Annotated in this window: 23 protein-coding genes; 10 read left to right on the top strand and 13 right to left on the bottom strand. The window is 69.1% G+C overall.

All coding sequences use genetic code 11. The features are described 5' to 3' along the window. Positions 1–29: 29 nt before the first annotated feature. From QYS60_RS09405 to QYS60_RS09385, 5 genes are read right to left on the bottom strand one after another with little or no spacing between them, the layout of a single operon-like run. Positions 30–455: an ATP-binding protein gene (locus QYS60_RS09405; RefSeq protein ID WP_289379491.1), complete on the bottom strand. Its 426-nt coding sequence runs from the start codon at positions 453–455 to the stop codon at positions 30–32. Continuing rightward, a complete protein-coding gene (locus QYS60_RS09400) occupies positions 445–783 on the bottom strand; it encodes an STAS domain-containing protein (RefSeq protein WP_289379492.1) in 339 nt (112 codons plus the stop codon). Before QYS60_RS09400 ends, QYS60_RS09405 begins: the two co-directional genes overlap by 11 nt. Then, entirely contained in the window at positions 780–2,741 is a 1,962-nt protein-coding gene (locus QYS60_RS09395) for a glycosyltransferase (RefSeq protein WP_289379493.1), read from the bottom strand. Before QYS60_RS09395 ends, QYS60_RS09400 begins: the two co-directional genes overlap by 4 nt. Next, positions 2,738–3,979 carry a PP2C family protein-serine/threonine phosphatase gene (locus QYS60_RS09390; protein WP_371382982.1) on the bottom strand — a complete coding sequence of 414 codons (1,242 nt, stop codon included), beginning with the start codon at positions 3,977–3,979 and terminating at the stop codon, positions 2,738–2,740. Before QYS60_RS09390 ends, QYS60_RS09395 begins: the two co-directional genes overlap by 4 nt. A gap of 1 nt (position 3,980) precedes the next feature. Further along, positions 3,981–4,967 carry a glycoside hydrolase family 26 protein gene (locus QYS60_RS09385; protein WP_289379495.1) on the bottom strand — a complete coding sequence of 329 codons (987 nt, stop codon included), beginning with the start codon at positions 4,965–4,967 and terminating at the stop codon, positions 3,981–3,983. Between the two features lie 194 nt (positions 4,968–5,161). Here QYS60_RS09385 and QYS60_RS09380 point away from each other — a divergent pair, with 194 nt between their 5' ends. Next, the gene (locus QYS60_RS09380; protein ID WP_054374740.1) at positions 5,162–6,982 is read left to right on the top strand and encodes an NAD(P)/FAD-dependent oxidoreductase; all 1,821 of its coding nucleotides are present in this window, start codon (positions 5,162–5,164) and stop codon (positions 6,980–6,982) included. 81 nt (positions 6,983–7,063) lie between these two features. Here the strand turns inward: QYS60_RS09380 and QYS60_RS09375 are convergent, their stop codons facing one another. Then, positions 7,064–7,501: an SRPBCC family protein gene (locus QYS60_RS09375; protein ID WP_289379496.1), complete on the bottom strand. Its 438-nt coding sequence runs from the start codon at positions 7,499–7,501 to the stop codon at positions 7,064–7,066. A gap of 141 nt (positions 7,502–7,642) precedes the next feature. Here QYS60_RS09375 and QYS60_RS09370 point away from each other — a divergent pair, with 141 nt between their 5' ends. Continuing rightward, positions 7,643–7,942: a protease inhibitor I42 family protein gene (locus QYS60_RS09370; RefSeq protein ID WP_289379497.1), complete on the top strand. Its 300-nt coding sequence runs from the start codon at positions 7,643–7,645 to the stop codon at positions 7,940–7,942. On the opposite strand, the gene QYS60_RS09365 is transcribed toward QYS60_RS09370, so the two are convergent. Then, positions 7,929–8,387: a hypothetical protein gene (locus QYS60_RS09365; protein WP_289379498.1), complete on the bottom strand. Its 459-nt coding sequence runs from the start codon at positions 8,385–8,387 to the stop codon at positions 7,929–7,931. The two genes, QYS60_RS09370 and QYS60_RS09365, sit on opposite strands and share 14 nt — an antisense overlap. A gap of 150 nt (positions 8,388–8,537) precedes the next feature. Between QYS60_RS09365 and QYS60_RS09360 the strand changes: the two genes are divergently transcribed. Further along, positions 8,538–8,921 (top strand): VOC family protein, encoded by a 384-nt coding sequence (locus QYS60_RS09360; protein ID WP_054374736.1) that lies wholly within the window; start codon positions 8,538–8,540, stop codon positions 8,919–8,921. A gap of 96 nt (positions 8,922–9,017) precedes the next feature. On the opposite strand, the gene QYS60_RS09355 is transcribed toward QYS60_RS09360, so the two are convergent. The 4 genes from QYS60_RS09355 to QYS60_RS09340 all read right to left on the bottom strand — a co-directional run bounded on the left by QYS60_RS09355 (position 9,018) and on the right by QYS60_RS09340 (position 11,833). Next, positions 9,018–10,019 (bottom strand): HEAT repeat domain-containing protein, encoded by a 1,002-nt coding sequence (locus QYS60_RS09355; protein WP_289379499.1) that lies wholly within the window; start codon positions 10,017–10,019, stop codon positions 9,018–9,020. Further along, positions 10,019–10,684 carry a HEAT repeat domain-containing protein gene (locus QYS60_RS09350; protein ID WP_289379500.1) on the bottom strand — a complete coding sequence of 222 codons (666 nt, stop codon included), beginning with the start codon at positions 10,682–10,684 and terminating at the stop codon, positions 10,019–10,021. The genes QYS60_RS09355 and QYS60_RS09350 overlap by 1 nt, the downstream gene beginning before the upstream one ends. Positions 10,685–10,880: 196 nt before the next feature. Continuing rightward, on the bottom strand, positions 10,881–11,327 hold the full coding sequence (locus tag QYS60_RS09345) for a hypothetical protein (RefSeq protein WP_289379501.1): 447 nt from the start codon (positions 11,325–11,327) through the stop codon (positions 10,881–10,883). Positions 11,328–11,479: 152 nt separating this feature from the next. After that, positions 11,480–11,833: a hypothetical protein gene (locus tag QYS60_RS09340; protein ID WP_289379502.1), complete on the bottom strand. Its 354-nt coding sequence runs from the start codon at positions 11,831–11,833 to the stop codon at positions 11,480–11,482. A 315-nt stretch (positions 11,834–12,148) separates the two neighbouring features. Between QYS60_RS09340 and QYS60_RS09335 the strand changes: the two genes are divergently transcribed. The 7 genes from QYS60_RS09335 (at position 12,149) to QYS60_RS09305 (ending at position 17,384) form a co-directional block, all read left to right on the top strand. Continuing rightward, positions 12,149–12,352, top strand: a complete 204-nt coding sequence (locus QYS60_RS09335) for a hypothetical protein (RefSeq protein ID WP_289379503.1) — start codon at positions 12,149–12,151, stop codon at positions 12,350–12,352. A gap of 296 nt (positions 12,353–12,648) precedes the next feature. Then, entirely contained in the window at positions 12,649–14,175 is a 1,527-nt protein-coding gene (locus QYS60_RS09330; protein ID WP_371382981.1) for an SIR2 family protein, read from the top strand. 510 nt (positions 14,176–14,685) lie between these two features. Further along, a complete protein-coding gene (locus QYS60_RS09325) occupies positions 14,686–15,285 on the top strand; it encodes an LppP/LprE family lipoprotein (RefSeq protein WP_289379506.1) in 600 nt (199 codons plus the stop codon). 110 nt (positions 15,286–15,395) lie between these two features. Then, positions 15,396–15,899: an ATP-binding protein gene (locus QYS60_RS09320; RefSeq protein ID WP_289379507.1), complete on the top strand. Its 504-nt coding sequence runs from the start codon at positions 15,396–15,398 to the stop codon at positions 15,897–15,899. After that, positions 15,896–16,294, top strand: a complete 399-nt coding sequence (locus QYS60_RS09315) for a hypothetical protein (RefSeq protein WP_289379508.1) — start codon at positions 15,896–15,898, stop codon at positions 16,292–16,294. Before QYS60_RS09320 ends, QYS60_RS09315 begins: the two co-directional genes overlap by 4 nt. A gap of 59 nt (positions 16,295–16,353) precedes the next feature. Next, a complete protein-coding gene (locus QYS60_RS09310; RefSeq protein ID WP_289379509.1) occupies positions 16,354–16,881 on the top strand; it encodes a hypothetical protein in 528 nt (175 codons plus the stop codon). A 65-nt stretch (positions 16,882–16,946) separates the two neighbouring features. Continuing rightward, the gene (locus QYS60_RS09305) at positions 16,947–17,384 is read left to right on the top strand and encodes a nucleoside deaminase (protein WP_289379518.1); all 438 of its coding nucleotides are present in this window, start codon (positions 16,947–16,949) and stop codon (positions 17,382–17,384) included. A gap of 6 nt (positions 17,385–17,390) precedes the next feature. Here QYS60_RS09305 and QYS60_RS09300 read toward each other — a convergent pair whose 3' ends face one another. Both QYS60_RS09300 and QYS60_RS09295 read right to left on the bottom strand, forming a co-directional pair. Next, on the bottom strand, positions 17,391–18,560 hold the full coding sequence (locus QYS60_RS09300) for a glutamate--cysteine ligase (protein WP_289379510.1): 1,170 nt from the start codon (positions 18,558–18,560) through the stop codon (positions 17,391–17,393). A 96-nt stretch (positions 18,561–18,656) separates the two neighbouring features. Further along, the gene (locus tag QYS60_RS09295; protein ID WP_371383016.1) at positions 18,657–19,088 is read right to left on the bottom strand and encodes a hypothetical protein; all 432 of its coding nucleotides are present in this window, start codon (positions 19,086–19,088) and stop codon (positions 18,657–18,659) included. Positions 19,089–19,091: the final 3 nt, after the last annotated feature.

Here is a 19,091-nt window from a genome sequence, read left to right as displayed (position 1 = left end):
GGCACCGCACCCGGCGGACCGGTGCGCGGCTATGTCGGCTCGACTCGCTCACGCGCCAGGATCCACCGGTTGATTCCGCCCTGCCTGCGGTACGACAACTCGTCCAGCGCCGCCATGGCGATCGCCAACCCGCGTCCCCGCTCGGCCAGCGCATCCGGCAGTTCGACCGTCCCCAGATCCACCCGGGCCGGCCGCCCCTCGTCGGTGAACTCGGCCTCGAGCCGCTCGGGCAGCGCACGCAGTCGCAGGCTCATCGGCACGGGCTGCCCGAGGGCGGCGTGCTCGATGATGTTCGCTGCGATCTCCGCGACGGCGATCTCGAAGGGGAAGCGATCCGCGTCCTCCACCCGGCCCGCGGACATCATCTCCTCGATCAGCGCGTGCACGTCGGTGAGCGTGTCGGCGCCCGTGACGGTCGTCAGGGTCCACGTTCGGGCGCCGGCATCAGTCGCCATCGAACGCATCCTCCGCGGAGTCGTACGCGCGTAGCACGCGATCGAGGCTCGTCAACGACAGCACGCTGCGCACCTGCGCGGTGGGGGCGGCCAACCGCAGATCCCCGCCCGCCTGCCGGGCGGCCTTGAGTCCCGACACGAGGGCGCCCAGGCCCGACGAATCGACGAACTCCGTCGCAGCCAGGTCGACGACGAGGCGGGCGGATCCACCGTCGACGAGGCCGTGCAGCTGCTCACGCAACCGTGGGGCCGCGACCATGTTCAGCCGGCCCTCGGGCCGGATCACCACGACATCGGCGGCGAGGGTGCGGGTTGCGAACTGGGTCATCGATTTCCTCCCGTATCGGGTCCGCGGTAGCGGACCGCCGGTATCACCACACTCAGGATCGCCAGGTCGAACAGCACCCAGAACAGGTTCACGCCCACCCCCAGCACCGAACTCGCGCCCAGATACAGCCGCACCACGCCCACAGCCGACGCGGCCACCAACAGGACCATGGCCGCGAGCTGGTACCGCACCGCGCCCCAGGGGAGTGTGCCGCGGCCCTGCCGCGTCTTCGGGGTCACCGCGAAGTCGAGCGGCTTGTGCAGATACACATTCCGAAAAGCGGTCCAGCACGCCTTGATCCACACCGGGAACAGCGCCAGGCTGTACTGCTGCCCCCGCCAGGTCGGGGTGCCACGACTGACGACGACGAACAGCAACTGGTTCAACAGCAGGAACGGGACGAGCCGCCCGAAGAAGTCCCAGCTGTAGGCCTGCACGGGGAGGATGCCGAAGATCAGATAGATCACCGGCGCGGCGATGTAGGCGAGGGCTGCGAAACCCGCGAGGTAACTCCACATCGTCGCCCAGTACATCAGCCGCTGGGGGATCGTCAGTCCTCGCTGCAGCAGCGGATTCTCGCGCAGCATCACCTGAATCGTCCCCTGCGCCCAGCGCAGCCGCTGAGTGAGCATCGTGCCGACGTCCTCGGGGGCGAGGCCGTGGGCGAGCACCTCGTGGTGATACGCCGATTTCCAGCCCATGCCGTGCAGGCGCATCGACGTCGCCATGTCCTCGGTCACCGAGATCGTCGCCAGCGCCAGCGTCGGCTCCGCCTCCTCGTCACGGTCGACGTCCACGGCCCGGACCATCGCCCGGATCGACTCGAGAGCGCCGAGCGGTGACCAGTCCCGGTCGGCGAGACGCGCGAGCGACGTCTCGTCGAGCAGCACCCCGTCCCCGCCCTCCACCGTCGTACCGAGCGCGGCGATCGCGTCGAGGTCGGCGCGGATCGACCCGACGTCCGCCTCGACCACCGCCCGCGCGGCAGCGTCGACGGTCTGCTGAAAGCGGTAGGTCACCTCTGCGAGGGGCCGGCCGTCGCGGACGGACGCCCTCGCCGTGCGCACGGCCTCGCGCACCGAATCGAGAGCCGCGACAACGTCCTTCCGGTCGGGGTCGACCTCGGCGCGGGTCCGGTCCAGCACTCTGCCCGCTGTGCGCAGGGCGCGCACCACGCCCTCCTCGACGGCCCGCACGTATCCGCTGATGCCGAGCTGCATCAGCGCTTCGCGGCGCAGGACGGCGTTCGAACCGCAGAAGAACGCGGCGTTCCAGCCGTCCTTGCCCTGCTGGATCGGACCGTAGAACAGCGGCGCCTGGCTCCCCAACGGATCGGCGTCCGGCACGTTGACGAAGTACTGCGGGGTCTGCACCAGGGCCATCCGCTCGTCCTCGAAGTAGCCGAGGGTGCGGTGCAGGATCTCCGGGTCGGGCACCTGGTCGGCGTCGAGGACGAGGATGAACTCGCCGTGCGTGTGCAGCAGGGCGTTGTTGAGGTTGCCTGCCTTGGCGTGGCGCGGCTTGTTCGTCCAACTCGCCGCGCGCGTCATGTAACGCACGCCGAGTTCCGCGGCGGCCCTTTCCAGTTCGGGGCGCTCCCCGTCGTCGAGAATCCACGTCTCGTGCGGGTACCGGATGCGCGACGCCGCCTCCGCCGTCGCGAGCACCAGCTCGACGGGCTCGTTGTAGGTGGTGACGAAGACGTCGACGGTGCGCCCCTCGGGCGGCGGCGGGGGAGCGGCGCGCCGCCGCCACCGCCACATCGTCAGACCGAACAGCATCGAGTCGATCAGGCTGTACGTCTCGGCGACGACGAGCGGCACCGCGATCCACCAGGCCGACCAGTTGACGGAGAACAGCCAGCGCCACACCACGTAGTTCACCCCGAGCAGCACCGAGGCGGCGATCAGGATCCGCAGGCCCGCCGAGGGGTAGCGATCCGCCGCGGCCGCACTCACGCGTCCTCGCAGCGACGCACCGCGACGACGGTGACGTCGTCCATCGGTGGACGGCCTCCGGCCAGTGCCCGCGCCGCCTCGATCAGGTCGTGCGGCGTCGCATGCCCGGCGACGAACCGGTACAGGGCTTGCCGGTCGCTGTGCTCGTCGAGCAGGTCGAGCAGCCCGTCGGAGCAGATCACCAGCGTGTCGCCCGGTTCGAGGTGCGTGCACTGTGCCTGCCACGTCGACTCGCGGAGCACCCCGACGGGCAGTCCGGTGCCGGCCAGCGGCGCCACGGAACCGTCCACGCGGCGGATCGCGGCCAGCCCGTGCCCGGCATCGACGTAGTCCACCGAGCCGGTGGCGAACTCGACGGCGGCATGGAACACGGTGACGAACGTGCCGGTGTGTTCGCAGTCGTCGGCGAGGTTCTCGGCGGCGGCGGTCAGTGCGGCGCCCGTGTCCAGCACGCTGCACGTCGCGGCGTGACTGAACCGTTCCATCACCCGGGACGCGCCGCGGAACGTGGAGCGCACCGCCGAGGACAGGATGGCAGCGCCGAGGCCCTTGCCCATCACGTCGGCGACGGTGACGACCAGTCCGCCGCGCAGCGGATAGTGGTCGTAGAAGTCGCCGCCGACGACGAACGCCGGAATGCACACCGCCCGCACCTCGTAGCCGGGCAGGCCGGTCAGGGGCCGCGGCAGCAGCTGGGCCTGCATCGCGGCGGCACGGTCGAGTTCGTCGGCGCGCTGCAGTTCCCGCTGCGCCCAGTCGGCGAGTTCGGCGAAGGCGACGAGCTGGTCGGGGTCGAGGGTCCGTGGCTCGGTGTCGTAGATGAAGAACGTGCCGACCGGATGACCCGCGGGACCGTACAGCGGGTAGCCCGCGTAGAAACGGACACCGTCGTCGCCGCCGACACCGGGAAGTCCGGCGAACAGGGGGTCCGCGGAGGCGTCCTCCACGATCAGCGTCGGATCGTCGGGGTGGTGGTAGGTGCGGACGATCGTGGTCTTGCAGATGCTCTCCTCGCGCGGCACCTGCACGAGGTCGAGCCCTTGAAGGGACTTGAACCAGAGCCGGTCCCGGTCGAGCAGCGCCACGCTCGCCATGGGCACCCCGAACACGTGCCGGGCCATGCGGGTGATCTGCTCGAACCGGTCTTCGCGGGGGGTGTCGAGGACCTCGAGTCGTTCGAGGTCGCGCACGCGCTCGTCCTCGAGGTCGTCGGGGAGCTGCGAGGTGTCGGTCGTCATGTCAGCGCTGCCCCCGTTGCAGGGCTTCCGCCAGCGCGGCAGCCGATTCCGGGGTGCTCGCCAGCCGCCAGTCGGTTTCCTTGTCGTGATCGAACCAGACGAACGCCGCGACGTCCGTGCGGTCGTCGAGGAACGCGACGAGATCGGCGACCCAGTCCGGCTTCGACCCGCCGACGTCGGTGCTACCCACCTCGGTGACCACGATCGGCTTGTCCGGCGCGATCCGGCCGAGCTCGTCGAGTGTGTTCTCGAACAGCCCCTGCGGCGACGTCCACCGACTCCACGACTGCGTCGTTCCCCAGTTGTAGCCGTCGACGCCCACGACGTCGACATACTCGGGCCCCGGGTACAGATCCGCGATCCGGCTGCTGCCCTCGAACGAGACGTTCGGCGCCCACACCCATTTCACGTTGGCTACCCCCTTCGACGTGAACAACCGGTGCACGTGCCGCCACGCGGCGACGTAGTCGTGCGGTGGTGTCCCCCCGGCCGGACTCCACGGATACCAGTTCCCGTTCGGCTCGTGTGCGAAACGCAGGTAGACGGTCGAACCCCATGCGGCGAGCTCGTCCGCCCAGCGGTAGAGGTAGTCGTCGTGCACGCCCTCGGCGATCGACGTCATCGTGAATTCGGTGCTTTCGTACCGTCCGTCGCCGAGCCAGCGCCAGGGCTCCCACGTGACGATCGGGTCGGCACCGAGCCGCCGGACCGCCGAGAGCCCGGCGATCGGTGGCGGCGAGGCGAAGTCGGAGAACGACAGCACCACGGTCGGGGGAGTGCCTGCGAGGTCGGCGACCCGTTCGAACTCGTCGACGGCGGTCGGGCCACCGGGTGTGCTCACGCCGAATCGCAGGCACGCGCCGACCGGCTCGTGCAGCGGTGTGACCACCACGTCGCAGTCGACGGTCGGCACACATCCCACGGCCGTCGACACCGCGACGGCGAGACCCGCCGCGACCGCCGCCGGCCGCGCATGTCCGTTTCCCACCGTTCCACCCTCGCATCCCGGACGAACCGCCGCCGGGTTTGCGGCAGTTCGCCCGGGACGGAGGCGTCGATGCCGGAGTCCCCGATCCGGGCAGCCACGTGCCGTGCCGGGTGCAACACGATGCAACGCTGGCCGCACCCCCCTCCGGTGCGGTGTGCTCTGAATCACAAGCCGTTCAGGACGAGGAGCATGCAATGACCGACACATTGACCCCACCCGACGCCGCGCTCGCCGGACCGCAGGAGCGGGTCGACGCGTGGCTGGCCGACTTCGAGGCCGCCCTGGCCGCGCGGGACGTCGAGGCCGCCGCGGGCATGTTCGCCACCGACAGTTTCTGGCGTGACCTGGTCGCCTTCACCTGGAACCTCAAGACCGTCGAGGGTCGGGAGGGCGTCGCCGACATGCTCCGCGCCCGCCTGCACGACGCCGACCCCAGTGGATTCCGCACCACCGAGCCGCCGACCGAGGACGGCGGGGTCGTCAGCGCCTGGATCGCGTTCGAGACCGCGGTCGGCCGCGGCGTCGGGCATCTGCGGCTGAAGGACGAGGGCGCCTGGACCCTGCTCACCACGATGCAGGAGCTCAAGGAACACGAGGAGAGCAAGGGTGTCCGTCGGCCCAAGGGTGTGCAGCACGGTGCGGACCGCAACCGCGTCACCTGGTCCGAGAAGCGTGAGGCGGAGGAGCGCGAACTCGGCTACACCACTCAGCCGTACGTCGTGATCGTCGGCGGCGGGCAGGGCGGCATCGCTCTCGGCGCCCGCCTGCGCCAGCTCGGCGTGCCCGCGCTCGTGCTCGACAAGCACGACCGGCCCGGCGACCAGTGGCGTGGCCGCTACAAGTCGCTGTGCCTGCACGATCCCGTCTGGTACGACCACCTGCCGTACATGCCGTTCCCCGAGAACTGGCCGGTGTTCGCGCCGAAGGACAAGATCGGTGACTGGCTCGAGATGTACACCAAGGTCATGGAGGTGCCGTACTGGTCCAAGACCACGTGCACCTCGGCGTCCTACGACGAGGCGACCGGCGAGTGGACGGTGAACGTGGTCCGCGACGGCGAACCCGTCGTGCTGAAGCCGAAGCAGCTGGTGCTCGCGACCGGCATGTCCGGCAAGCCCAACATTCCCACCTTCCCCGGCATGGACAGGTTCCGCGGCGACCAGCACCACTCCAGTCAGCACCCCGGGCCGGACGCCTACGCGGGCAAGAAGGCCGTCGTGATCGGCGCAAACAACTCCGCCCACGACATCTGCGCCGCCTTGTGGGAGGTCGGCGCCGACGTGACGATGGTGCAGCGCTCGTCGACCCACATCGTCAAGTCCGACTCCCTCATGGACCTCGGTCTCGGTGACCTGTACTCCGAGCGGGCCCTGGCCGCGGGGATGACGACGGCCAAGGCCGACCTGACGTTCGCGTCACTGCCGTACCGGATCATGCACGAGTTCCAGATCCCCATCTACAACGCGATCCGCGAACGTGACGCCGACTTCTACGCCCGCCTCGAGAAGGCCGGCTTCATGCTCGACTTCGGTGACGACGGCTCCGGGCTCTTCATGAAGTACCTGCGCCGCGGATCCGGCTACTACATCGACGTCGGAGCCGCCGAACTCGTCGCCGACGGCGAGATCAAGCTCGCCCACGGCGGCGTCCGCGAGCTCACCGAGAACAGCGTGATCCTCGAGGACGGCACCGAGCTCGAGGCGGATCTGGTGGTCTACGCCACCGGCTACGGTTCGATGAACGGCTGGGCGGCGGACCTGATCGGCCAGGACGTCGCGGACAAGGTCGGCAAGTGCTGGGGACTCGGTTCCGACACCACCAAGGACCCCGGCCCGTGGGAGGGCGAGCAGCGCAACATGTGGAAGCCCACCCAGCAGGAGGGGCTGTGGTTCCACGGCGGCAACCTGCACCAGTCGCGGCACTACTCGCTGTACCTGGCGCTGCAGCTCAAGGCCCGGCACGAGGGGATCCCGACGCCGGTGTACGGGCTGCAGGAGGTTCACCACCTGAGCTGATCCGGGGCACTGTCGAGCCGCCGGCGTCCACGAGACGTCGGCGGCTCGCCGTCCCTGTCGTGCCGTGTCGGGTCTCGCGCCTCAGGCGTAGTGCCGTAGGACGAACTCCGTCAGTCCCTTGCGGATCGTCTTGATCGCGTGCTTCTGCCCCTGCTTGAGCATGAAGCCCGGTACCGGGATCTTCGGATCGGTGGACATCGTCACCCGCACACGTGTCCCACTCTCGGTGCGTGTCAGGCGGTACTCGCCGTCCTGGGAGTGCTGCATCTCGCTCTCGAGCAGCGTCCACGAGGTGGACTCCTCGGTCCACTCGTGCTCGATCACCTGGGTGTCCGAGATGCCGAACAAGGCGAGTGTCATGCGTACCACGCGAGGCCGGCCGTCGTCGTGCCAGGATTCGACCCGGACGTCCTTGTGGGAGGACGACCACTCCGGGATGCGCTCGATGTCGGTCAACGCGCGCATCACCTGCTCGGGCGTCGCCTCGATCTCGAACTCGTCTGACACCGATGCGGCCATGTTTCTTCCACTCCTTCGTCGACTTCCGTGCCGGGAATCGGGATACCCGCGTCGCAAATCCCCGACACGTGCTCGACGAACCAGCCTCCCGGATCGCTCCCGATGGTGACATAGATCATAATTGGGCCGTACTCTGGTCCAATGAGGCACGTGACCACCGGACCCCGGGACCTGCAGGTCGCCGTGGGCGACACCATCGAACTGCACCTGCAGGAGAACACCTCCCGCGATTACACCTGGTGCCCGACCCACATCGGCAAGGGCCTGCTGCTCAGCGACGTGCGATTCGTGCCGTCCCGGAACCCGTTGCCGGGAGCCGGCAGCGAACGCATCCTCTATCTGCGCGCCAAGCGGGCCGGGACCTGGCCGGTGTCGCTGCAGTTGCAGCGTGCCGAGCACGTGCCGGCCGACGAGCGACGCATGACGGTCACTGTGACCTGACCGGACCTGTCGCGGCGACGCCGGATGCGCCGGGCTCGGCCGCGTGCCGGTATCGCGCCAGATGGCGGCAGGCCCACCGGTGCACGGCAAGGTGGTCACCAGTCGCGGTCAGTCGCACGAGTGCCTGGGTCCGATCGAGCAGCTGTGCGTGCAACACGCGTTCGAGCGCCGCCACCTGCCGGGCGTCGCCGCCCGACGCGATCCGCGAGACGCACCGGCTCAGCCTCGTGGCCCGCGCCGACGGCCGGCCCGGCGCGGCGCCGCATTTCCGTAGCGCATGCTCGACCGCGGCCCGATAGCCGCGCGAGTGCTCGAGATCGTCCGCGATCTCTTGCAGCGTCACCGGGTCGGCCGTGCGCGACCGGCGCGCCTCCAGAATCTCGGTCCGGGTTCGCGTCAGCTGCAGTACCGCCTCGAGGTGGGCGGTCGACGTGCTCACATGCATGGTTCTTCCTCGTTCGACCGGAATGCCACGGTCGAGTACACCTCCGCCGTCTTAGCGGTCACTTAGCGCCGATGCGCCACTCTCCGAGCATTACCCGTCCTCTCGGGGGTCTACGCTGGAAGCCGTCCGGTCGCACAGGAGGCGAACGACATGACAGGCCGCATCGTGCACTTCGAGTTGCCCTACGACGACGGTGACCGCGCCCGGTCCTTCTACCGCGACGCGTTCGGCTGGTCCCTCTCGGACGTTCCCGGCATGGACTACACCCTCGTCACCACCGGTCCCGTCGACCAGACCGGCACCTCCACCGAACCCGGGTACATCAACGGTGGCATGTTCCGGCGCCACGAGTTGAAGAGTCCCGTCGTGACCGTCGACGTCACGGACATCGACGCCGCGCTGCAGAAGATCGAATCGCTCGGCGGGAAGACGATTTCTGCCCGAATGCCCGTCGGCGACATGGGATTCACGGCGTACTTCTCCGACACCGAGGGGAACGTGATCGGGTTGTGGGAGTCGAGGCACGACTCGTAGCAGCCCCGCCGGGGCTTTCGACACCGATCGTGACTGCACCCTGCGAGGAGGGCCGGCGCGTGATCGACGCCGCCCGGACGCCGGACGCACAGCGGTTCACGGTGACCCGCGCCTGGCCAGGATCACGGACGCGGTCGTAGCGACCGCCCGGTCGTGGTGGTCGGTCAAGGCGACGAGGACCTCCCGCGCCGCAGGGCCGGGAATCTCGGCGAGGGCCTGCGTGACACGCAGTCGTGCCGGTGCGTCGAGCGTGCCGTCGAGTACCTCCTGCACGGCTCGGACGACGTCGACCGTGGACACCGGCGCGGCGGCCAGCATGCCCAGAACCTCGGCGGCTTCGACGTCGGCCCGGCCCTCGACGACCATCTCCAGCAGAATCGGCACGGCCTCCCCGGCACCCCGGGAGCCGAGCGCCACGGCCGCGCGGTCGCGCACGGTGGCGTCGCTGTCGTCGAGAGCCTTCGTCAGCAGCGCGGTCGCGTCCGGGAGGTGCATCTCCGCGACAGCGACGATCGCCCGCCGCCGGACCTCGACCTCCGGCGAGTCCAACCCGGCAGCCAACTCCGCCAGCCCCGCAGCCCCGGCCCTCGCCAACGACCAGCGCAGCGCCCCGGCGACGTAGGGGTCGTCCTCCGCGAGTGTTGCCTCGGCCAGGGCCTCGACGGGCAGCGCCGCGTTCTCGTGCTGCGACAGGACGGCCTGCTGACGGTGGGACCCGGACTCCGATTCGAACGCGTGCAGCAGTGTGACGATGCGCAGGACGTCCTCCCACGCCTCCGGCGCGGCCGAATCGACCCGCTCGAGTCGCGCAAGCAGTTCGGTCTCGGCGGCGATCCGCGCCCGGGTGTGCCGGATCAGGTCGTGCACCAACTGGGCCGGGGCGAAGTCGAGTTCGTCCAGCGCGCGTTTGGTTTCGTGCAGTGACAGGCCAAGACTCCTGAGACTCTCCACATGGAAGAGGCGACGGATGTCGTCGGTGGTGTACTCGCGGTAGCCGCCGGATGTGCGGCCCGACGGCGTCACCAGACCCAAGGCGTCGTAGTGACGCAGCATGCGGGTGCTGACACCGGAACGTCGCGAGACCTCACCGATCAACATCACATCACTTCCCGGTCCGGTGCGGTGGCGGCGACACGTTTCGCCAGCTCCAGCGACAGTGTGAACCCGCTGTCGGGATCGAGGCGGAGCCGTTCGGTGGCTTCGGCGTGCGCCCGGACGCCTGGGTCGGAACTCGCCATGGCAGCCTCCAGGACCGGCACGGCAGCCTCGTCGAGAGCTGCCAACGCGCGACTGAGGCTGAGCTGCAGGTCGTGGTCGCCTCGTCCGAGTGCGATCCCCAGAGCCGCGGCGAGCCGGCTCTCGCTACCGGCCGGCACGAGCGCGACAGCCGCTCGCCAGGCGCTGCGAGCGATGTCGTCGTCCCCGTCGTGCAGCATCGTCGACACCGCAGGCCAGGCGCCCGGGTCGCCGATCTTGGACAGCGTGTGCAGGGCCTGACTGCGGGCCTGCGTGGTGCCGGACTCGAGTTCCTCGAGCAGTCTCGGCACGGTGACGTCGGCCGGGAGCCGGCACAGTGCCCACGTCAGCATGTCGCGGACGAAGAAGTCCGGTTCGACGCCGCACCGGCCGACGAGGATGGTCGTGAGCCGCTCGTCGGCGACGGTGCCGGCCTCGAGCGCCGCCCGTAGCCGGGTCGCCGGATCGTCACCGGCGAGGGCATCGATAAGGCGAGCATCCGGCTCACCGTGGCTGGGTGCATTCATGGGAAACACCTCCTTCGCCGACCATTCGAGCGCTTGTCACAGTGTGAAGGTCAAGACGCGTGCTCGCCGGGGAGCATCTCCCTCGGCCGCATCCGTCGTGCGTGGGAAGCACTGTGCGTGGGGTGCACTGTGCGTGGGGTGCACTGTGCGTGGGGTGCACTGTGCGTGGGGCCGTCCGGCCCCGGTCACGGCTCGTTCACGCGGCGTGCCAGGTGGCGGTACCCGACTGCAGGGTGATGCTTGCCCCGTCGATAGTGACCGTGGCCGTGACGGTGCCTGCTCCGGTCTGTGCCGGCAGCAGGTCGGTGAAGGCCTCGACGGTGCCGGAGGCGCCGGTCGTCTCGTTGCGCCAGTGCACCGTGCACGGGCAGTAGTCGAAGTCCATGGTCCACCCACGCAGCGGCGGAGTGCTCGGGTCGGTGCGCACGTACACAACCGCGTCGATGAAGGGAGTGATGTTGCCGGCCGAGCCGGTGTTGTCGGTGAAGATGCCCGGAATATCGTGCAGACCAACGGTGGGGGTGAACGTTGCCGCTGATGCGGTCGGGGCGGTGAGCACCGTCAGCCCGGTCGCGGCGGCGATCGTCACGGCGACGGCGGCAAGGCGGCGCAGCGACGTGCACAGCGGAGGTCGTGTCAGCATCGTGAGGTCCTGTCTTCGGGGTGAGTATCTGCATGCCGGGCAGGTACAGCTTCGGATGGGCTGGACGGGCGCTCGAGACCGGGCGGGGTGTTGTCGCATCGCCACTTCGCCGTGGGTCCTGGTCAGTCGACGCTGCCGGTAGCGATCGGGTTTTACGCCCATACCTCGCGAACGTGCTGGCCCAGGGCGGGAAGCGGACTCAGTCGGATCAGCGGGTTCGTCTGCCCGCCCGGGATGTACTGGATGCAATTGGCGGTCTGCCCGTGAAAGGACTGGCATTCGATCCGGAGTCCGGTGCCGTACGGGCTGAGGATCAGTGCTTTGTGCGCGTTCTCGCCGAACGCGCCGGGATCGAACGGGGTGACGAAGAACCCGGTCGCGTCGTAGGGTGGAGCGCCGTCCCGTGCGAAAGCGATCGCAGGTGCAATCACCATGGTGGCGGCCACGGCCGCGGTTGGTGCCGCCAGTATGCGTCCGATCACGGCAGAGATCCCTTCGTCCGGCATCGGTCCCACTCGTTTCATGATCGAGAAGGGTCGGTCCGGCGTTACGTGGGTCCGGTGAGGACGGCACCGCGCTGGAAGTCCTTGTGACACAACGCTCGCGGTATGCGAGGTGCCGGCCTGCCGGATTCGAGGATCGGTGCCCTGAAGCGTTGTCGCAGTGCTGAGGGGCGAGCTGACCGGTGAGACGGAGCGCGACAGTCACGCCACGTCGACATTGCTCTCACTCGCCGTATGCGCCCAGCGGCCGGTAACGGTGGCCCTCCGGTATTCGATGAAGCAGATCGGGTAATTCGTACATTCCGGGAAGGGTGTTTCATGCTGCGCAAGCTCCTCGTTGTCACCGCGGTGACTGCCGCATTCGGAATCGGTTCGGCGGGTACCGCTGCCGCAGACGGCGTCCTGCCTCCTCCCGATCGCGCCCTGATGTGCAAGTGGGATCGCTTCTCGCCGGATTGCATCGCGTTGTGGTTGGCAGGCGTGGCCACCGGTTCGGTCGAGTCCGGCTCTGCCCGGGACTGACCTGCCCCGGGTTGGGCGCCACATCCCGGCATGGAGCTGACGGTCCGTTTCCGGGCCATCGGCTCCGGGATCGAAAGACCGCCATGGACCGTGTCGTCGGATTCTGACGGGACTGTGCGAGTTCGACGACCGGGCAGTTCGTTCGTAGTGGCGCCACCGGGCCCGGTAGGTGGCCGCAGCAGTCCCGGCCAGTGTCCGCCTGCGCAGTAGGTACTTCGGTCGTGCGGAATACAGCCGGCCTGCCGGGACGGTCCGAGCGTCCCGATCCTCGCGGCAATTCCTGTTCAATGGGCGCTATGGCCGGTCATCTGTTCGTGACCCGCGGAGATCTCACGCACTTGAAATGCAACGCGGTGCTCGTACCGTGTGATTCGAACTGGGAAGTGATCTGGGAGCATTGGTCGGCGCTGCTTCCTGAGGATCAATTCGAGCCCTCCTATTGGGGCCGGCGGTGGAACGGTGGAACCCGAGGCCGGACCGCCGACGTCTGGACACTCGACGAGCGCAGGATCTGCCTTGTCGTCACGGCGGACGGACGAGACGACGCGGACTGGGTGGCCGCAGGCGTCACCGAAGCCGTCGAGCGGTTGGCGACCGACCGGCGACTCGTCGCGGGCCGCGTCAAACCGCTGATCGCGCTTCCGCTGGTCGGCACGGGCGCAGGCGGTTTCGAGTATCGCCGTGGCGCCCTGATCCGTGCACTGCTTCCTGCCCTACGCAAAGTGGCTCGTCGGGCCGATGTGGACGTGGCCTTGGTGCTGTGGGACGACCGCGATCATGTCGCCATCCAGGGCCAGAGATCCGGCACGGACTGGGAGGGCTTCGCTACCGATGAACTCCGGGTTGCGGATGAACTCGGAGCGCGAGCGGCCCGTCAGGAACTGTCCCTGTTCCTCGGCTCCGGTGTCAATGTTCCGTTGGGCCTGCCCGATTGGAAGGGACTGCTCGAAGAGATTGCCGGCGAAGAACTCTCGTACTACACGCCGGAGAAGGCACCGGCCATTGCCCAAGAGATCGAAGGGAGAATCGGCCGAGGCCCCTTGGAGGCCGAAATCATGAGAAGGGTGGCCGTTTCCGCGTGCGCGCCGGCGCACCTCCTGCTTGCCGGCCTCTCGGTCCGGCAGAATGTGACCACCAACTACGACGCAGCGTACGAACTGGCCTTCGGCGGAAGCATCGGGTCGGCCGGCTATCGAGTCATGACCCGTCAGATCGCCGATCAGCCCGTCCCATGGCTGTTGAAGCTCCACGGCGACGTGCGACGCCCATCGTCGATCGTCGTGACCGAGAACGACTATCGGAGACTGGAGACCCACCACAGCGCCACACTCGCAGTGGTGGAGTCCCTGTTGATGACGAGTCACCTGGTTCTCGTCGGCTACAGCCTGGCGGATCAGGATTTTGCCGACGCAGTGGATCGCGTGCGCCGGGTCCGGTCCCTGGCTGGAGCGGGCGGCGAGCGCACTCTGGCCACGGTGCTCGCCCTTCATCCCGATTCCGTCTCCACTGACCAGGGATTCACCACGGTCCCGATGTCGTCTACGGGCGGCGCCCGAGATGCCGCCCGCCGGCTCGAGGTCTTCCTCGACCGGATGTCGTGGGCGGCCGCTCGACACAGCAGTCGGTCGGATGCGTACCTGCTCGATCCCGACTACGCCGATCTGTTCGAGGACGACCACCCGTCCGTACGTTTGCGTGAGGTGCTCGAGTCGCTCGTCGCGCTGCCGGCGAACGACCCCGCTCGAAGGTCCAGCGGTTGGAAAAGAGTCGAAGAGATGCTGACGGACTTGGGAGGACGGCCTCGGGTCGCCGAACAGCGGTGAGGACCGCTCGCCTGTTCGACACATCGGTACGGCCACATTGGCTGGGCACTCAGCGCGTGGTCGACGCCTCAGGTTCGCCAATCATCTCCGCGGACCTCTCACCCTCCTCCGCCTTCGTACCTCACTCCGGGGCCTGCCTCCGCGTATCCCGCGCTCCGGTCGGGACCGCCTCGACCGCTGCTCGCAGTTCACCGAACCCCGCCCGGATCGGGTGCACCCGCTGTAGCAGCGCTGCGAGTGATATCCGCTTCTCCTCGCCGACCGTCTCGTCGAGCCGGTGGGCGCTCGTCACATAGAACTCCCACTGACCGACGTCGAGCGGGTCGGCGGTTGCCCTGTCCCGACGCGCGAACAGACAGAACACGTACACGTCGGCCTGGCGTCACCGGTCCGGGGAATAGGTGTTGGTCCGCGACACTCTCACGCAGCTCTCGTCGGGACTGGTCCGAACTGACAGAATCCGTTCCCGTCGCGGCGACCGCCGTCGCATCCGAGTGTCCGAGGAGCCTCATGTCGAGTCGCGCAGTGAATCTCAGCGTCCTGTCGGTCGCCGCGATCGCGACCCTTGCAGGATGCGCGCAGACCCAGGACGGGCAGCCGGTGGCCGAACCGACCACCGCGACATCCCGCCAGGCGCCCACCGGCGGGTCCGTGGCGGCCACGACGGCAGACGAGAAACCGTGCGATCCGGCCGTCGACCTGGACGCCCCCGAGGTCTTCGCGGTGATCGAGCAGCTTCCCCCGCCGCAGCAGATCCCCGACGCGACGTGGCTGCGGGCGTACAACGGCAACTACAACCGCTGCAGCGACCTCAGCTACGCGCAGGTCGGCATCGTCGGAGCGACCGGGTCGTCACCGACCCACCTGCTGCTGTTCCACCGCGGCGAGTACGTCGGCACGGCCACGCCGTGCGCACTGAACCCGGCGGTCGTCGCCACGGCCTTCGACTCGCTCGACGTCGAATACAACTACCCGCGCGAGGGCGAGCCGAACGCGGCCGCCACCGGCTTCGCGGAGTTGACGTTCACGTGGTCGGGCGGCGAGGTCGTCACCGACGGGCGGTTGCCGGACGAATACCTGGAGTCGACGGGCTGCGACGCGATGCGGTGACGCCGCCGGACGTATCGATTGCCGCGGGCTCGGCGCGAATATCGGTACGATCACGGCAAGTTCGGGAATCCGCCCCCAGGGACCCCGGCGGAATCGACAAGGCGGACACGATGGCAGTCGCTCCCATCCCTGTGGACCAGCGCGTGATCGGTATCGATTCGCGGCGCTTCGCCTCGATCGAGAAGGCGCTCGTGGAGTTGATCACCAACAGCGACGACAGCTACTCCCGTCTGGGCAACGGCGGCGCTGCCGCCGCGGCCCGCATCGACATCGCCTACGAGCGCCACCAGTCGGGTGCGGTCCTGCAGGTCACCGACCACGCCGAAGGGATGCCGTTCGAGCAGGCCGCCCGCATCCTGGCGTACGGGGGCGCGCACAGCCCGCTCTCGCGCGGCGAAGGACACGGCCGCGGCTACTTCGGCCGCGGCCTCGAGCAGGCCGTCTTCGGGGTCGGCGTCGGGACGATCGAGACCGTCAGGGACGGCCGGCTCATCCGCATCGACCTGTTCCGCGGTGAGAACGGGGCTATCTGTACGACGACCACGGGGGCGACCGGCCTGCCACGGACGACGACCGGGAACGCCTCGGCATCGGCGGTAACGGCACCCGGGTGACCTTGGTCGTCGAGAACCCGCACGTGGTCATCTCCCGGTTCCAGACCGTGGTGCAGGCACTGTCCGACAACGTGTACCTGCAGGAGGTGCTGTCGCGGCGCACCGTGGAAGTGGTGCACGTCGCCGGACTGCGCGAGATCCAGCGCAGCGGCCGAGTGCTCTTCGACGAACCCCCGGCGGTCGTCCTGATCGGTCCCGAGGCGCCCGGCAGCTTCGCCTACGACGGCACCGAACACACCTTCACCCTCACCGTGAAGCGGGCCAAAGGCGTCGAGCTGACGATGTCGGGCGACGAGCGCACCATCGGTCTCCGTTCTACTACCGCCGGCCCGGCCACCCGTTCCACGTCACCCTGGAGGTCGACACCGAGCGCCTGCCCGGCGACGACCGGCTGACGATCTCGTACACGCTGCCCGACTCGCTGCGGATCGACCCACGGCCCACCGAGATCGCCGTGGAGCAGAAGACCGGTGCGCAGCGACTGGAATGGACCGTCGTCGGCGACACGCCCGGGGAGCGCGGCGAGATCATGGTGCGGTCCGGAGCGTTCTGGGCGTGGTGCGAGATCGTCGTCGCCGAGGACGCGCCGTCGCCACATCATGTCCCGCGGCTGCACCCGGCGCCGCCTCGTCCGGCGCAGCGCCACCGGGCGCCGCGGGACCACGGCGAGGACATGTTCGTCGGGTACGACCTGCGATATCTCGGGGACGACGCTGGACGTGCCGTGTACGACCCCGAGCACCGCACGATTCTCATCAATACCGGCGATCCCACCGTGCAGCTGTACCTCGACGGCCGGGGCCGGTTCCGGGACGCGGCGCGGCTGCTGCTGGCCGAGTTGTTCCTCGATGTGATCGCCGGCGAACTCGCACGACGATCCCTCGAGAACAGGGGCCTGCAGGACGACGTCCACGCCTACACTGCGACCAAGCAGAAGATCGTCCGCCGCTACGGCGCGCAGATCCACAAGTCGTTCAGCTGACCGGGATTCGGGGTGGTGCCGTGACGAACGCCCGCGGGTCGGTGGGGAGTCCTTCGCCGGACGCGATGCTCGACGTTGCGTTCGCGGAGGCCCGGCTGGGTCTCGCCGAGGGCGGCATCCCGATCGGTGCGGCCCTGTTCGCCGCGGACGGGACGCTGCTCGGGCGCGGCCACAACCGGCGCGTGCAGGAGGACGATCCGTCGCTGCACGCCGAGATCGCCGCCTTCCGGGCGGCGGGCCGCCGACGCGACTACCGTTCGACGATCATGGTGACGACGTTGTCGCCGTGCTGGTACTGCAGTGGCCTGATCCGGCAGTTCGGGATCGGTGCGGTGGTGATCGGGGAGAGCGTCACCTTCACCGGCGGCCACGACTGGCTCGCCGAGCACGGCGTCGAGGTGACGGTCCTCGACGATCGACGCTGCATCGACATGATGGCCACGTTCGTCGCCGAGCACCCGGACCTGTGGCACGAGGACATCGGCGCCGCACCCTCCGGGTAGGGGCGCTCACCGGGCCGGCGGTGGGGGAGCGGCCGGCGCACAGCCCTCCGCCGTGATGCGGGCCAGTGCCGCGACGAAGTCGGTGGGGGTGCGGGACGCCGCGAGCGCGCGCCGCTGACGTCGCGCGCCGTTGCCCCGGCGCAGGATCCGCCGCACGGACGCGCGGGTGGACGTGAAGTCGCCGGTCTCCTCGAGGCCGGGTCGCACGTGTGCGAGCAGCGAACCCAGTAGCCGGGCGGCAGGAACGGGCCGTTGCGTCAGCGGATCCATCCCGTATCCGTCGATGCCCTCGTGGGCGGCACGCCAGCACGCGGCCTCGAGCCGCTCGGCCTCGAGCCGCGGTGCCGGGTCCCCGCGGTGGACCGCGGTGAGTGCGGTGGCCACGAGCCCACGGACGAGTGCGGCGGCCGTGACGGTTTCCTCGATCGTGGCGGGCACGTCGCAGACCCGGATCTCGAGGGTGGGCAGGTGCGGCGAGAGCCGGATGTCCCAGTAGACCATCGCGGGGTCGAGGAGGACCCCGGCGTCGAGCATCATGGCGACGACGTCGTCGTAGTGCCGAGCCGACCGGAAGAGCGGCGGCGGCCCGCCGCTGGCCCAGCGCCCCCACTGGATGTGACGCCAGCTCGCGTAGCCGGTGTCGGCGCCGGCCGTGACGGACGAGTTCGCCGTGAGCGCGAGCAGTGCCGGCAGCCACGGCCGCAGGTGGTTGCTGACCTGCACCGCCACCTCGCGATCGGGAACGCCGATGTGGACGTGGCAGCCGCAGATCACCTGGTCGGTGACTGCCCCGAAGTGCCGGGCCATCCGCCGGTACCGGGCGGCGTCGGTGAGCGCCCCCGGCGGGGTGGTGTCCAGCGGAGGTACGGCCGTCGCGAGCAGGCGGGATCCGGCGGCCGCGGCGGCTGCCGCTGCCACCCCGCGCGAGGCACGCAGTTCTTGCCGCAGCTCGTCGATCCGTGTGCAGACCGAGGTGGCGGTCTCGACTTGGCAGCGTGACAGTTCGAGCTGAAGGTCGAGCCCGGTGTCGCGGGCACCGGCCACGACGTCCGCGCTGTTCAGCCGGGGCCGGCCGGAGTCGGCGTCGACGAGCAGCAACTCCTCCTCGACTCCCATGGTCAGCACCCGGAGGTGGTCGCGGTCGGTTCCGGCACGTCGCGGCAGCGTGGACGTCATTGTCGCCTCCCACCGGGCCGGTCGAAACAGCTCGGCCGGACCGTGGCTCCAGCCTTGCACGTGACCCGGGCGGGCGGGAAGGAATCGGGACCGGAATCAGGCGGCGCCGACGGAGTGGAGTCCACGTGCCCACTGCTGCAGCGGCCTATCCCCGACGGCGATCGCGAGGGATTCGAGGGTGTGGATACGGTCGGCTAGCTGGCCCGCGAGGACGTGTTCGAGGGCGACGACGCTGCGCCTGTCCGCCGACGCGGCGATGGCGGCGATGCAGTCGCTCAGCCGCGCTGCATGGGACGACGACACGGTCGCAGACGAAGTGCGCGAATCCAGAATTCGCTCGAGCGCGTCGCATCGTTCGGAGACGTGACGGATGTCCGCTTCGATGTGCCGCTTCGCCCTCGGATGCATGCTGTGCTCGTAGCGAATCTCGAGGATCTGCAATTGTGTGCGCACCAACTGGTGTACGGCCCGAATCTGGTCGTCCAGTGAGGTTTTCTCAGTAAGTTGATCTTGCCGGGACGGCGTCAGGCC

The organism is Rhodococcus sp. GXMU-t2271 (genome assembly GCF_041414735.1).
Classification (GTDB): domain Bacteria; phylum Actinomycetota; class Actinomycetes; order Mycobacteriales; family Mycobacteriaceae; genus Rhodococcus; species Rhodococcus indonesiensis.
The sequence above is the reverse complement of the archived record's forward strand: the minus strand, read 5'-3'. Positions and strand labels throughout refer to the sequence as shown.

Coding starts and splice junctions, on each gene's coding strand:
- QYS60_RS09365 (WP_289379498.1), bottom strand. CDS start 8,387: ATGCATGTGAGCACGTCGACCGCCCACCTCGAGGCGGTACTGCAGCTG.
- QYS60_RS09400 (WP_289379492.1), bottom strand. CDS start 783: ATGACCCAGTTCGCAACCCGCACCCTCGCCGCCGATGTCGTGGTGATC.
- QYS60_RS09390 (WP_371382982.1), bottom strand. CDS start 3,979: ATGACGACCGACACCTCGCAGCTCCCCGACGACCTCGAGGACGAGCGC.
- QYS60_RS09350 (WP_289379500.1), bottom strand. CDS start 10,684: ATGAATGCACCCAGCCACGGTGAGCCGGATGCTCGCCTTATCGATGCC.
- QYS60_RS09360 (WP_054374736.1), top strand. CDS start 8,538: ATGACAGGCCGCATCGTGCACTTCGAGTTGCCCTACGACGACGGTGAC.
- QYS60_RS09380 (WP_054374740.1), top strand. CDS start 5,162: ATGACCGACACATTGACCCCACCCGACGCCGCGCTCGCCGGACCGCAG.
- QYS60_RS09370 (WP_289379497.1), top strand. CDS start 7,643: ATGAGGCACGTGACCACCGGACCCCGGGACCTGCAGGTCGCCGTGGGC.
- QYS60_RS09355 (WP_289379499.1), bottom strand. CDS start 10,019: ATGTTGATCGGTGAGGTCTCGCGACGTTCCGGTGTCAGCACCCGCATG.
- QYS60_RS09375 (WP_289379496.1), bottom strand. CDS start 7,501: ATGGCCGCATCGGTGTCAGACGAGTTCGAGATCGAGGCGACGCCCGAG.
- QYS60_RS09345 (WP_289379501.1), bottom strand. CDS start 11,327: ATGCTGACACGACCTCCGCTGTGCACGTCGCTGCGCCGCCTTGCCGCC.
- QYS60_RS09330 (WP_371382981.1), top strand. CDS start 12,649: ATGGCCGGTCATCTGTTCGTGACCCGCGGAGATCTCACGCACTTGAAA.
- QYS60_RS09340 (WP_289379502.1), bottom strand. CDS start 11,833: ATGCCGGACGAAGGGATCTCTGCCGTGATCGGACGCATACTGGCGGCA.
- QYS60_RS09300 (WP_289379510.1), bottom strand. CDS start 18,560: ATGACGTCCACGCTGCCGCGACGTGCCGGAACCGACCGCGACCACCTC.
- QYS60_RS09335 (WP_289379503.1), top strand. CDS start 12,149: ATGCTGCGCAAGCTCCTCGTTGTCACCGCGGTGACTGCCGCATTCGGA.
- QYS60_RS09325 (WP_289379506.1), top strand. CDS start 14,686: ATGTCGAGTCGCGCAGTGAATCTCAGCGTCCTGTCGGTCGCCGCGATC.
- QYS60_RS09405 (WP_289379491.1), bottom strand. CDS start 455: ATGGCGACTGATGCCGGCGCCCGAACGTGGACCCTGACGACCGTCACG.
- QYS60_RS09305 (WP_289379518.1), top strand. CDS start 16,947: ATGCTCGACGTTGCGTTCGCGGAGGCCCGGCTGGGTCTCGCCGAGGGC.
- QYS60_RS09320 (WP_289379507.1), top strand. CDS start 15,396: ATGGCAGTCGCTCCCATCCCTGTGGACCAGCGCGTGATCGGTATCGAT.